Source organism: Pseudomonas sp. IT-P260, from assembly GCF_949768395.1.
GTDB classification, from domain to species: Bacteria; Pseudomonadota; Gammaproteobacteria; order Pseudomonadales; family Pseudomonadaceae; genus Aquipseudomonas; species Aquipseudomonas parakoreensis.
The window spans coordinates 225,826-239,052 of record NZ_CATKPO010000040.1; the positions used below are offsets into that span (position 1 = coordinate 225,826).

Sequence of the window (13,227 nt, forward strand, 5' to 3'; positions counted from 1 at the left end):
TCGCTCCTTTCAACGGTTTTGTTCAGGATTCCACTGGGCGTAACGCTGGCCGCGCAAGAACTGCCACAGGCCGATGCTCATGCCTGCCAGTGTGACCAGCAGAAATGCCGCAAGGCGAAACGGTTTGGGTAACCGGTGTTGTGAATCCAGCAGTCCGGCAATCGCCACGGCGTAACCGAACAGTTGGGCGATCAGGGCCAGTCGATAGAATCCGTGGTCCTCCCACAGCCAGAAATTGCTCAGCAGCAATGGCAGCAGGAGGATCGGTGCCAGGCGGCGGATCAGCTTGTGGCTGATCAGCGCAATCGAATACAAGCCATGTTTGAGCGGGTTGAGCAGTTCACGGCGCTGGGCGAGGCTTTGCAGGCCACCGACGGTGACGCGTTGACGGCGACGGAATTGTTTATCCGCTTCGTCGACACCGTGGTCGATCACCTGCGCCTCGGGCACATAGACAATGCGCTTGAAGGCGACCGGCGCGCAGGTGCTGAGAAAGAAGTCGTCATTGACCTCCGCCGGTACGCTCTGGAACAGCTCGCGGCGCAGGGCGAGCAGGGCGCCGTCGGCCGAGACCATGCAACCGGTGCGATTCTCCACCCGGCGCAGCCAGCCCTCGTAATGCCGGTACAGACTGTCGCCGATGCTCAGGCCGCCACCTGTCACCGGAATCACCATGTGCCCGGCGCAGGCGCCGACATTCGGATCACTGAGCGGCGCGAGCAGGTAGCCGAGGGTTTCCCGCGACCATTGGTTGTCGGCATCGGTGAACACCAGAATATCGCCAGTCGCCAGCGCCGCCCCGGCGTTCAGCGTTGCCGCTTTGCCCTGACGCGGCAGATCGAGCACGGTGATGCGCGAATCGATGATCTTGTGCGCACAGGCCACGGTGTCGTCGGTCGAGCCGTCGCTGGCAAGGATGATCTGCAACGTGGCCGGCTGATAATCCTGCGCCAGCAACGTGCGCAATTTGTGCTCGATGTGCCGCGCCTCGTTGTGCGCGGCGATCACGATGCTGATGTTCAGCGGCGGCGCCGGGGTGTGGCGCCAGGCCGGGAACAGCGGTGCCAGCACGGTCAGCAGCAGCGGGTAGCCGAGGTAGGCGTATACCGGCAGCAGCAGGCACAGCCAGAAAATGAATTCAGCCACGGGCAGGCCTCCTTGCGGTCCAATGACACAGACTGAGAATGAACGCGGCACCCGCCAGGTGCAGACGCACCCAGTGCAGGCCCCAGAGTTGCAGGGTCAGAACGACATTGTGGTGCCGAGCGCTCTGACGAATGCTCAGCACCAGTGCGGGCACCAGGGTCAGCGTCACCATGATTGCAGCGTGATGCGGAAAGCCGTCGAGCAAGGCCGAGAGGGTCAGAAAATCCAGTATCCACACGCCAAGCGAGAGCAGCGGAAAACGCAGCAGCCGCAGGCTGAACCCATGGGTGCGCAGCAGTTGCAAGTGACTGCCTTGCCGCCACATTTCCTTGCCCATCCACTCCCGCCAGTTCATTTCGTAGCCCCAGTGCAGGGCCACGCTGCTGTTCACCGACAGCAGCCGCGCGCCTTGTTCGTGCAGACGCAGGGTGAACTCTTTGTCTTCGCCGGTGCGCAGGTGTTCGTTGAAACCACCGACCTTGTCGAACCAGTGCCGGCGCATCAGCAGGTTGCAACTGGGCAGCCAATCCACCGTATGCGATGCCTGGCTCGGCGGGCGCAGCGTGCGGCGTTGCCAGGCGGTGGCGTACCACGGCGCGGCAGCGGGGGTGTGCAGGTCGAGACCGAACACATCGGCCTGACCTTCGGCTTGCAGCTCGAACAAGGGCTTGAGCCAGTCTTCGGGCATCTCGACGTCGGCATCAATGAATGCGATCCACTCGCCGCTTGCCAGCAGCGCACCGCGATTGCGCAGCGCACCGATCAGCAGGCCCGGCAGCACCAGCACCTGCGCGCCGAATTGACGGGCGATGTGCGGGCCGTCGTCGTTCGAGCCGTTGTCGACCACGATCAACTCGCAGTCGACATCGGCCGCATGTGCGGCTTTTTGCGCGGCCAGCAGCGTGCGGCCAATGTGCCGCGCCTCGTTGAACATCGGGATGATGATGCTGATCCGGCTCATGGTCTGGCCTCGGTCAGTGGCGCCTGTTCGGCTTTGAGGCGCAGGACGCTGGTCAGCGCGAGCATGATCCACACGTATTTCTGGTTCGGCGCGCTGAGGAACATCAGGAACAGGGTCAGCGACAGGAAGCTCACGCCGAGGTGGGTCATCAGATTTGCCTGTTGCCAATCGCGCCGCAGCATCCACGCGGCGCGTGCGCGAATCAGGTTGTACAGGCCCAGACCGAGCATGCCGACGAACAGCAGGCCGGCAGGAATCCCCAGTTCACTGAAGATTTCCAGGTAGGTGTTGTGCGCACGGCGGTACAGGTCGCCGATCTTGCGGTTGGCGGAAAACGCCTTGGCGTAGCCGGTGGTCGCGTAGTGCAGCGGGAAGGTGCCGGGGCCGGAGCCGAGCAATGGGTTCTCGCGGATCATCTGGCCGCCGACCACGATGTACGAGGCGCGGCGGCCAAGGGATTCATCCTGTGCCTTGGAGCCGGCGCTGAGAATACTCAGCGACTGAATGCGCGCGACGTAACCGGCGGGCATCGCGTAGATCGCCAGCGGAATCACGATCGCCGCACCGAGCATGGCGAACCCCAGGTGCCGTGGACGGATCCGGGTGAGTTGCGCGCGGTAGTGCCAGCAGCCGATCAGCAGACTCAAGGCCACCACCACCAGCCCGGAGCGCGATTCGGTCTTGGTCATGCCACCGAGCAGCAGCAGGCAGCAAGCGCCCCAGAACAACCGGTGCAGCAGGTTGGGCCCACGAATCACCAGCAGCAGCGCCAACGGAATGGCGAAGGCGATCAGCAGGGCAAACGCGTTGGGGTCTTCCAGAAGACCGGCAGCGCGCCCCTGATCCTGGAATTTGACCGAAAACATCGCCATGGCGCAGGTCGTGCTGACGCTCAGGGTCACCAGTCGGGCGAACAGGTCGAGATTCAGTTCACGGCCAATCAACAGGGTAATGACAAACAGGATCAGCCCGACGCTCAGTTCGCGCAGGTGTCCCAGCGACATGCCCACGTCATCGGTGTTGAGCAGGCTGAGGAAATACAGGACCAGAAACCACAGCAGAAACCGCCAGATATTGCTGCGCAGGCGATCGCCGGGAATCTGGTGCAGGGCCAGTTGCAGCATCACGATCACCGCCAGCGAGGCGCCGATCAGTTTGCTTCCGGACAGTGCACTGTCCTTGAAGAAACCTTCAAACGGTACCAGCGCGGCAATGCCCAGCAGGCCCCAGGTTGGCTTGCGGTACAACACCGTGAACCCTACCAGACCAATGACCGCACCCGGTGCGAGAAATGGATAAGGGCTGGCGAGCAGACCGATGCACACCAGACCGAGCAGCGTGACGATCGAGAGCGGGAAAATCATGCGCGTGCCTCCCGTGCCGTGCGGATGTACAGCTGCGACCAGCGTTCGGCCAGGGCCTTGAGGTCGTAGCGATCCTGTTGCGTACGCTTTGCGTTGTCACACAATTGCCGAGCCAGGTTCGGCTCGTTCAGCAGGTTATCGAGCTGGCGGGCGAGGTCGGCGCTGGCGGCGGGTGTCGCCAGCAAGCCGTTGTGCCGGTGTTCGAGTACATCGGGAATGCCGCCGACCGCAAACGCCACCACCGGCACGCCGCTCTGCATCGCTTCGAGCAGAATCATCGGCGTGCCTTCGGTGCGCGAGCTGATCACCAGCGCATCCAGTTGCTGCCACCACGGCTGCATGGCGGTCTGGTAGCCGGGCAGACGAATTCGTTGCTGCAAACCTGCGGCGTCGATCCGTGCCTGAAGTGCCTCACGTTCCGGGCCGTCACCGAGCATCACTGCGTCCAGTTGCGGATGCTGGTGACACAGCGGAATCAGGGCATCGAGAAACAGGTCCGGGCCTTTCTCGCTGCTCAAGCGCCCGACATAACCGGCCAGCCAGCGCTGGCGGTCAACGTTGCTGACCCGCGCCGCGGCAGCGGGTAAACCGTTGGGGATCACCTGCAGCTTTTCAGCTTGCACGCTGGCCTGACGATGCAATACCGCGATGCTCTCGGCCACGCACACCACCCGATCCACCGACGCGGTGCGGCACAGCTGCAGACTCAGCCAGGTGTAGAACTTCTGCTTGCGGCTGCGCGGGGTGAAGCCGTGCTGGGTGATGACCAGCGGCAAACGCAACAGCGTCGCGCCGACCCAGCCGAACAACAGCCCCTTGAAGTTGTGAGTGTTGATCAGCGGCCGTTCGCTGCGCCGGGCCCGCAGGTGGCGCAACAACTCGCCCAGCCCGGCACAACCACGACAGTCCACCCCGGCCTCGCGAAAGCGCGCGATCAACGCTGGCGGTGCATCGAGAAACAGCACCTGGTGCTGCCCCGGTGTCGCCAGGCAGTGATCGAGCAACATGCGCTCGGCCCCATAGAAGCCGCCGCTGCTGAGCAAGTGAATGATCGGCAGCGCGGCGTTCGGGGTGGACAGCGTGTTCAATTGCGCACCCAGTGCACGAAGCTTGGCACGGTCCAGTTCTTGTGCGGATTGCTTGGCAGCACGTTCTCGTCGTTGATCACCAGCAACACGGGCAGGCCCAGTTCGTGGGTGATCTGCGCCGGGTGTTTGAACCGGTGATCGAAGAACTCACGCACATAGACCAGGGCAATCGCCAGCAGCAGACCGGTGAACAGCCCGAACGGAATGATCAGCAGCGGTTTGGGGAACGCCGGCTCGGTCGGCTCGAACGGCGGGCTGAGCACCTTGGCGTTCGACAGGTCATCGTTGAGCGAACCGGCGGTGCTGCTTTCGGCAAAGCGTTGCGCATAGGTGGAGAACGCCGTGTGCAGCGCGTCGATTTCCGTGTCCATCTGCCGCAGCTTGCTCTGGGTCTGTTGCAAGGTGTGGATGCGGTTCTTGAACTCGGCGATGCGCGCGGTTTTCTGATCGATCACCTGTTGCACCACGGCCAGGTCGTTGGTGCGTTCCTGAATGCGGTTGCTCACCACTTTGAGGAACTGCTGGCGGGTGCGGGCGATCTGCTCGCGGGTCAGCAGCATCGGCTCGCTACCGGGCTGGAACACCGCGAGGTCATTCATGTAGCGGCTGACTTGCGTGGTCAGTTGCTCGCCCAACTGTTTGATTTCCCGATCCTCGAACGCCACGTTATCGACGGTGGTGGTGAAGGTGAAGGGGAAGGTGTAGTCGTTGAGCTTGTTGCTGCTGGCGGCCGTCAGCGCAGTTTTCAGGTATTCGAGCCAGCGCTGGCTCTGCAACAGGCGATCCTGATACAGGTTCAGGGCTTGCTCTTCGGTATTGATCGCGTTCAGGCGGAAGGTGATTTCTTCTTTCGGATCGGACGATGCAACACTCTCCAGCAGCGCTTGCCGATTACCTTCCAGTCCATCGAGGCGCACCTGATACAGGTGCTTCTTGGTTTCGTAGAAAGACTGCGGCAGGTCGATCGACTGCAGCGCCTGACGGCTGACCAGATAGTTCTGCAACAAGGCGCTGACGAAGGTCGTGCCCTGATGCGGATCCGGGAAACTGTAGATGATCGAGATCACGTTGGAGCCGGGCAGGGTCTCGATCTTCAGGCTGTCGATCGCATCTTGCGTCAAGCCATCGAGCACCGTGTCACGCACCGGATCGGTTTGCAGCCCGAGCATGTTGCGCAGCGGATTGATCACGTACTCACGCAGCGGCGAAGAGACGTAACGGCGGAACGGGTTGCTCACCAGTTTGGCGAATACGCCCACAGGCGGGTCGTACTCGCCCTTGTCGCGTAGCTCGCTGATGGTCTGGCGGATCAGCGCCGGGGACCGCAGGATGTTGCTTTCGGTTTCCATGTCCGCCAGCGACGGCGGAATGAAGGTGGCGTTATCGACCGTCAGTGACGTGGTGGCGTCACCCTGAGAGAGTTTTTTCGACTGCACGATCACCTGGGCGGTGATATCGAAGCTCTGCTTGAGCACCAGCGGCAGTACCAACGCGATGACTGCAAAGATCAGGAAGACCCGTTTCACCAGCTGCTTGTTGGCGAAGAAGATCCTGAAGAACTCATGCAGGTAGTTTTCCTTTGGATTCATGATCGGTCACCTGAGAGTCAGTTGTTGTTACTGCCTTTGTTGTCGACGCGGTAGCCGAAGCTGAAGCCCACGCCCTGGAACAACACCACGTCGGCCAGTTGCCGGGCCAGATCGCCGGCACTCGCCAGTTTGGTTTTTGGCACGAACAGCATGTCGTCCGGTTGCAGGTAGGCGATCTGCGACGCATCGCCCGACAGGGCTTTTTCCACGTCGTAGTGCACGGCCTGCACCTGGTTGCCGTTGCGGCGCATGATCACCACCGAGTCCAGACGCGCCTTGACGTTGGTGCCGCGCGCCAGGGTCAGCGCTTCAAGCACCGACACTGGACGGCGGATCGGATAGGAGCCCGGTTGGCCGACCTCGCCCAGCACGTAGATCTCGTTGCCGGCGGTGGACTTGAGCATCACATCGACGCTCATCCGTCCCGGCAATTGCGCGTACTTCTGGTTGAGGAAGGTTTCCAGTTGATTGATGGTCATGCCTTGCAGCGGCACCGCGCCGATTTCCGGAAAGCTCGCATAACCGTCATTGCCCACGGTGATCTCGCGGCTCATGCCGGTGGCCGGGTGATTCAGCGCGCTTTTCAGGTTCTGCTCATTGGTCAGCGGGCTGATGATCTGCACCGTCAGTTGATTGCGGTTGGGCTGGAACAGTTGTTTGCGCTGGTAGGCACGCTGGATTTCATCGCGCGCCTCGTCGGCGGTCAGGCCGGCGATTTTCACCGAGGTGTTGGCGCCGGGCAGGTTGATCGTGCCGTCGGGCAGCACCAACTGGTTGCCATTGAGCTGGCTGGCGGCGGTGAAGTTCAGGCCGATCTGGTCACCCGACTGCACGCGATAGGCATCCGAGCCGCTGGTGCTGATGTGGAAGATCACATCCAGCACGTCTTGCGGGCGCAAGGTCTGCTCGATCTTCGGCATGTCGGTGGCCTGGGCGTTGGCCGGGGTGGCGGTGAGAATGTTCACCGGCATGTGCTGGGTTTCGGAATTGCTGGAGCAGCCTGCAAGCGGCAGCATCAGCAGAACCAGTATCTTGGCGTTCATGGCGTCATCCCTCGCGTTTGCTTACAGGTTTTTGTAGAGCCACTTGGGCATGTAGTACTTGCGCCGGTTGAATACGCTGCCGACTACTTTTGCCCCGGCCTGGGTCAGGCGTTGCACGGCGGCCTGGGCGACTTCCCAGCGGGTGTCTTCGGCGCGCACCACAAACACCACGCCATCGACTTGAGTGGCGAGCACCAGCGTGTCGGCGGCGGAATACACCGCGTCGCCGTCGATCACCACGAAGCGATACTGCGTGCCCAAGCGGTCGAGCAGCGGGCTCAGGCGCTCGGCGGTCAGGTGTTCGAGGGTGCGGATCGGCCGGCCGTTGGGCAGCACGTGGAACGGCAGGCTGGAAACCTGCACCACGCAATCCTGCAACAGCGGCGGGTTGTCCGGGTTGAACAGCAGGTCGCGCAGACCGCGCTCCTTGCCCAGGTTCAATTGCTGCGTGAGGTTGCCCGCCGACTGGCTGGCATCGACCAGCAGCACCTGGCCGCTGCTCATCTGCGCCAGTTGGCTGGCCAGCGCCAATGCGCTGGTGGTGGTACCGGCGCTCGGGTTGGCGGCGGTCAGGAACAGGATCCGCAGATCCAGATCCAGCACGGTCGAAATCAGGTTCGATTCGCTGGGGTTGGCAATGCTCAGGCTTTTGTTGGTTGAACCGTCCATTAGCTTGCTCCGTGGCCGCTGAATACTTTGAAGGGGGTTTTCAACAAGATCTTCAGATCAAGCAAAAGGCTTTGCTCGGCGATGTAGCTGAGGTCCAACTCAACGCGCTGGTCGAAGTCGATGTTGCTGCGCCCGGAGATCTGCCACAGGCCGGTCATGCCGGGGTAGATGCTCAGGCGCGCGAGGTGGTTGTCCTTGTAGCGGTAGGCGTTGAACGAGGTCGGCCGCGGGCCGACCAGGCGCATGTCACCGCTGACCACGTTGAACAGGTTGGGCAGTTCATCGAGGCTGGTACGCCGCAGGAAACCGCCGATGCCGGTGATGCGTGGATCCTTGTCGATCTTGAAGTCGATGGCGTCTACCCCGTGCTTGTTAAGGTGACGCAGCGATTCCTTTAGCTCTTCGGCGTTGCAGACCATGGTGCGGAACTTGTACATGCCGAAGGTGCGGCCGCGATAACCGGTGCGTTTCTGCACGAACATCACCGGCCCCGGGCTGGTGAATTTGATGGCCAGTGCCAGGCCCAGCAGCAGCGGCGAAAACACCACCAGCAGCACCAGCGCACCGAAGCAGGCCAACACCCGGTTGGTGCGTGAGAGCGTCCATGGCCGGCCACCGTCGCGGCCGGTCAACCAGCCACGGCCCTGCCTGTGGATGGCGGAATCGAGGCGCATTCGGTGCTCGGGATCCATGCGCTTGTCACGGCGCATCTGGTTGATCGGTACACCTTGTTCATGTCCAGTCATGGGGTCCTCCGCTGATGTTCAGCCGCGAGCGGCGCGTGGGCGATAGGCAGTGGGGTAGTAGTCGCGAAACCAGGCGATGAAACGCCCCAGTCCTTCATCCAGCTCGATCCGGGGCTGGAACCCGGTGGCCTGGGCCAGATCATCGGTCTCGGCACAGGTGTTGAGCACATCGCCCGGTTGCAGGGGCAAGAGCTCGACAATGGCTGTCTGGCCGAGGTGTTTTTCCATCAGCGCCAGATAGCTTTTCAGCGCCACCGGGTGGTGGCCGCCGATGTTGAACAGGCACCACGGGGCCATGCTGCTGCCCGCGTCGGGGCGTTCGCGATCCCACTCCGGTTGGCTTTGCGGCGGATGGTCAGTGAGGCGCGCGATGCTTTCGACGATGTCGTCGATGTAGGTGAAATCGCGCTGGTGCTCGCCGTAATTGAACAGTTTCAGCGGCGTGCCTTCGGTGATCGCCCGGGCAAACTGGATGGGCGACATGTCTGGCCGGCCCCATGGCCCGTAAACGGTGAAAAAGCGCAGGCCGGTGCTGGGAATACCGAACAGGTGGCTGTAACTGTGGGCCATCAGCTCGTTGGCTTTTTTGGTTGCGGCGTACAGCGACAGCGGGTGATTGACACCGTCGTGCACCGAATACGGGGTGTGCTGGTTGGCGCCGTAGACCGAGCTCGACGAGGCGTAAATCAAGTGCTCCACCGGATGGTGCCGGCAGCCTTCGAGAATGTTCAGGAAACCGCAGAGGTTGCTGTCCAGATAGGCTTTCGGATTTTCCAGCGAGTAGCGCACCCCGGCCTGCGCCGCGAGGTGGATCACCACTTGCGGTTGCTCGCGGACAAACAGCGCTTCGATCGCGGCGGCGTCGGCCAGATCAATGCGTGCCAGCGGGAAGTGCCCGACCTGATCACGCACCCATTGCACGCGATCGTGTTTGAGCTGCGGGTCGTAGTAGCCGTTGAAATTATCCAGGCCGACCACCGCATGCCCGTCGCGCATCAGCCGCAACACGCAATGGGCACCAATGAAGCCGGCAGCGCCGGTGACCAGGATTTTCATGGGCGCAATCCTTCCGGTGCGATGTGGCGCAGGCCGATGCCGCTGTAGTGCAAACCGGCGGCGGCCACGTGTTCCGGGTTGTAGAGGTTGCGACCGTCGACAATCACTTTGGAGCGCAACTTGCTCGCCAGCAGCTCGAAATCCACTACGCGAAAGTTCTTCCATTCGGTGCAGATCACCAGCGCATCGGCATCTTCCAGGGTGTCGTCGCGGGTGGCGCACAAGTGCAGATCGTCGCGATAGCCGTACAGGCGCCGGCACTCGGACATGGCCTCCGGATCGTAGGCCTGCACGCTCGCGCCTTCGGCCCACAGCGCGTCCATCAGGTAGCGGCTGGGGGCTTCGCGCATGTCATCGGTATTGGGTTTGAACGCCAGGCCCCAGATCGCGATCGACTTGCCGCCCAGGCCTTGCGGAAACTGCGCCTTGAGTTTGCTGAAAAGAATGTGCCGCTGGCTGTCGTTGACATCAGTGACGCTGCGCAGCAGTTTCAGCGGCATGCCGTTGTGTTCGGCAGTGTGCAGCAGGGCGCGCAGATCCTTGGGAAAGCACGAACCGCCGAAACCGCAACCGGGGTAGATGAAGTGGTAACCAATGCGCGGATCGGAACCGATGCCTTTGCGCACCGCTTCGATGTCGGCGCCCAGCAATTCAGTGAGATTGGCCAGCTCGTTCATGAAGCTGATACGCGTGGCGAGCATCGCGTTGGCCGCGTACTTGGTCAGCTCGGCGCTGCGGTTGTCCATGAACATCAGCTTTTCGTGGTTGCGGCAGAACGGCGCGTACAGCTCGCTCATCTGTTCGCGGGCCGCGTCATCGCGGGTGCCGACGATGATCCGGTCCGGGCGCATGCAATCGGCGAGGGCGCTGCCTTCCTTGAGGAATTCGGGGTTGGACACCACCCGCACCTTGAGGCTGCTGCGGCCGCGGCGCTGCAATTCTTCGCTGGCCTTGGCGGCGACCTGATCCGCCGTGCCGACCGGCACCGTGGACTTGATGATCAGGGTGCGATCGGCCTCCATGTGCGAGGCGATCTGCCGGGCGACGTTGAGCACGTGGGTCAGGTCGGCGGAACCGTCCTCATCGGCCGGGGTGCCCACGGCGATGAAGATCAACTCGGCATGCTCCACCGCGTCGCTGGCCTGGGTGCTGAACAGCAGACGACCGGCCTTGATATTTTCTTCCAGCGCGGCGGATAAACCCGGTTCGCTAATAGGCGGTACGGCCTGTTGCAGTTGTTTAATCTTGTTCGGGTCAATATCCACACATAAAACCCGATGTCCGACATCGGCAAGTGCGGCTGCTTGAATAAGGCCAACATAGCCCGTACCAAATACGCTCACGTCCATATTGGCGTGCCTCGTAAGACGGTGGAAGAAGATCAAAATGGAACTGTCAAAAGGGGTATAGCGCAGGTGTGGAAAAGCGTGTCAGCAAAATGACATGTTGCACGTGTATAACACCGGGCTTTTTTCAGGCTATTGGCCATCAAGTGCTTGCTATTGCTGGATTTGTCGCGTCCTTGACCCTTTTTTCACATCCTGAAGAAAGCGATAAACGGTCGAAAGCCTTTAAATTAACGACTTGTAGCCGCTGGAGTGTGTCAGGAATGAGTCAACAGTTTTTTGACGCTTGACAGAAAAGTCAGGCTTTTCTTGCGCTTTGATGGCCGGGTGCTAGTGTCAGATTTTGACCGACAAACTATTGACCCAATGCCGTTTCGTACGACCGGAATCGCCATGTTTCGATATTTAAAAGAACTGCTTTTAGTTATTTATCTGCTGCTTTATTCCGAATATTACATTGAGCGGTTAAATGCTATCGGGGTCGGTTTTGCTGTGCTTCTTTTTGGCGCGATGTTTTTGGCGCTCACTTTAGCGTTATATCTAACGGCTTATATTCGTCAGGCATTGATTCGACACTTATTCGCAATAACGCTATTTGCTTCGGCGGTATTCTTTGATGTCTATACCCGGGTCACCGCGGATTACCTGAGCTACAGCAGCTTTGTCTCGCTGGTGTACTCCGGCGGCTTCATTCAGGAAGCCGCTTACCAGTATCGCGACGCGTTCATTCATGGTGCGCTCAGCGGCCTGCTGTTGCTGTTCGGCATCGGGCTCAAACCGCGGCATGCGCTGGTGGTGCCCAATGCATTGCGGGTGGCGGCGCCGGTGTGTGGTGTGCTGCTGTTGAGCGCGGTGTTGTTCCTGCGGGCGGGCGAGGGCGCGCGGGGCTTGCCGATCATGTACACGCCGCTGGCCTATCTGAACCTGTTCACCTATGAAGCGCTGCACAACACGGTCGGCCCGCGTGAGCCCGTGACGCTGGCGCGCAGCGCTGCGACGGTCAATCACGACATCGTGCTGATCATCGACGAAAGCATCTCCGGCAATTACCTGGACATCAACGCGCCGTTCGGGGTGCACAGCAACCTCAAGCAGGCGCATCCGGGGGTCGAGATTTTCAACTACGGCTACGCCGCGTCCATTGCCAACTGCAGCGCCGATACCAACGTTACGTTACGTTACGGCGGTACGCGTGCCGACTACATACGGATCAACAGCACGCTGCCGTCGATCTGGCAGTACGCGAAAAAGGCCGGGTTGCGCACGGTCTACATCGACGCCCAGCGCACCGCCGGCAATCTGCAGAACCTGATGACCGACACCGAGAAAAAGGACATCGACGAGTTCGTGCAGTTTGACCAGACCAGCGTGCGAGACCGCGACATGGCTGCCGCCGCGAAGCTGATCGAGTTGCTCAACGACGATCAGCCGGAGCTGGTGGTGATCAATAAAGTCGGCGCGCATTTCCCGGTGCACGACAAGTACCCCGACGCCTTCATGGCCTACCGTCCGACCTTACCGCGCGGGCAGTTCACCGAAGTGGCCGACACCGGCAAACGCGACGGTTTCAACGGCCAGCCGGACGATTGGCTGCTGTACCGCAACGCCTACAAGAACACGCTGTTATGGAACGTGGGCGAGTTTTTCGCCCGGGTATTTGCTCAGGCCAGGCTGAACAATGCGCTGCTGATCTACACCTCCGATCACGGCCAGGACCTGCATGAGCGCGGCAATCCCGGGCTCAATACCCACTGCGGTGGTGATCCGGTGGAGGAGGAGGGGCTGGTGCCACTGGTGGTGATTCAGGGCGATCAACTGCACGGCCCGGATTGGGCGCAGTCATTGCCAGTGAACAAGGACCGTTCCAGTCACTACAACATTTTCCCGACGCTGCTGCAGCTGATGGGTTACGACCTGGCGGGCATCGAGGCGGTATATGGCAAACCGCTGACGCTGCCGACGGCGGACGATTTCACCTTCAACTACCGCTTCAATGCGCGGCTGGGGGCCAGGCCTGAGTGGAAGCACATTGATCTGAACACCATTGTCACGCCGGGGGAGGCGGCGACCAGTGTGGCAACCGGGCAGTGAGTATTGGCTTTGCAGGACTGGCCTCATCGCTGGCAAGCCAGCTCCCACAGTGTTTTTGGGTGTGCTCAGTATTTTTGAACAACCCAAGCCCTGTGGGAGCTGGCTTGCCAGCGATGGGGCCAGTGCAA

The 13,227-nt window shown here is 61.2% G+C and carries 11 protein-coding genes; 1 reads left to right on the top strand and 10 read right to left on the bottom strand.

All coding sequences use genetic code 11. The features are described 5' to 3' along the window. Positions 1 to 9 precede the first annotated feature (9 nt). Genes ACM6HV_RS20045 through ACM6HV_RS20090 form a run of 10 tightly spaced genes read right to left on the bottom strand, consistent with a single transcriptional unit; the run spans position 10 to position 11,011 of the window. A complete protein-coding gene (locus ACM6HV_RS20045; RefSeq protein ID WP_414905109.1) occupies positions 10 to 1,146 on the bottom strand; it encodes a glycosyltransferase in 1,137 nt (378 codons plus the stop codon). Beyond that, positions 1,139 to 2,107, bottom strand: a complete 969-nt coding sequence (locus tag ACM6HV_RS20050; RefSeq protein ID WP_414905110.1) for a glycosyltransferase — start codon at positions 2,105 to 2,107, stop codon at positions 1,139 to 1,141. Before ACM6HV_RS20050 ends, ACM6HV_RS20045 begins: the two co-directional genes overlap by 8 nt. Continuing rightward, entirely contained in the window at positions 2,104 to 3,471 is a 1,368-nt protein-coding gene (locus ACM6HV_RS20055; protein ID WP_145595171.1) for an O-antigen ligase family protein, read from the bottom strand. The genes ACM6HV_RS20050 and ACM6HV_RS20055 overlap by 4 nt, the downstream gene beginning before the upstream one ends. Continuing rightward, positions 3,468 to 4,559, bottom strand: coding sequence for a glycosyltransferase family 4 protein (locus ACM6HV_RS20060; protein WP_145595174.1), 1,092 nt, complete (start codon positions 4,557 to 4,559; stop codon positions 3,468 to 3,470). The genes ACM6HV_RS20055 and ACM6HV_RS20060 overlap by 4 nt, the downstream gene beginning before the upstream one ends. Then, on the bottom strand, positions 4,556 to 6,148 hold the full coding sequence (locus ACM6HV_RS20065; protein WP_047293354.1) for a GumC family protein: 1,593 nt from the start codon (positions 6,146 to 6,148) through the stop codon (positions 4,556 to 4,558). The genes ACM6HV_RS20060 and ACM6HV_RS20065 overlap by 4 nt, the downstream gene beginning before the upstream one ends. A gap of 17 nt (positions 6,149 to 6,165) precedes the next feature. After that, positions 6,166 to 7,191, bottom strand: coding sequence for a polysaccharide biosynthesis/export family protein (locus ACM6HV_RS20070; protein ID WP_145595176.1), 1,026 nt, complete (start codon positions 7,189 to 7,191; stop codon positions 6,166 to 6,168). Positions 7,192 to 7,212: 21 nt separating this feature from the next. After that, positions 7,213 to 7,860: a CpsD/CapB family tyrosine-protein kinase gene (locus ACM6HV_RS20075; protein ID WP_414905111.1), complete on the bottom strand. Its 648-nt coding sequence runs from the start codon at positions 7,858 to 7,860 to the stop codon at positions 7,213 to 7,215. Then, positions 7,860 to 8,606: a sugar transferase gene (locus tag ACM6HV_RS20080; protein ID WP_047293357.1), complete on the bottom strand. Its 747-nt coding sequence runs from the start codon at positions 8,604 to 8,606 to the stop codon at positions 7,860 to 7,862. The genes ACM6HV_RS20075 and ACM6HV_RS20080 overlap by 1 nt, the downstream gene beginning before the upstream one ends. An 18-nt stretch (positions 8,607 to 8,624) precedes the next feature. Beyond that, positions 8,625 to 9,662, bottom strand: a complete 1,038-nt coding sequence (locus tag ACM6HV_RS20085) for an NAD-dependent epimerase (protein WP_414905112.1) — start codon at positions 9,660 to 9,662, stop codon at positions 8,625 to 8,627. Continuing rightward, complete coding sequence (locus tag ACM6HV_RS20090) at positions 9,659 to 11,011, bottom strand: UDP-glucose dehydrogenase family protein (RefSeq protein ID WP_041066283.1); 1,353 nt, start codon at positions 11,009 to 11,011, stop codon at positions 9,659 to 9,661. Before ACM6HV_RS20090 ends, ACM6HV_RS20085 begins: the two co-directional genes overlap by 4 nt. Before the next feature lie 390 nt (positions 11,012 to 11,401). Here ACM6HV_RS20090 and ACM6HV_RS20095 point away from each other — a divergent pair, with 390 nt between their 5' ends. Further along, positions 11,402 to 13,099: a sulfatase-like hydrolase/transferase gene (locus ACM6HV_RS20095; protein ID WP_414905113.1), complete on the top strand. Its 1,698-nt coding sequence runs from the start codon at positions 11,402 to 11,404 to the stop codon at positions 13,097 to 13,099. Positions 13,100 to 13,227: the final 128 nt, after the last annotated feature.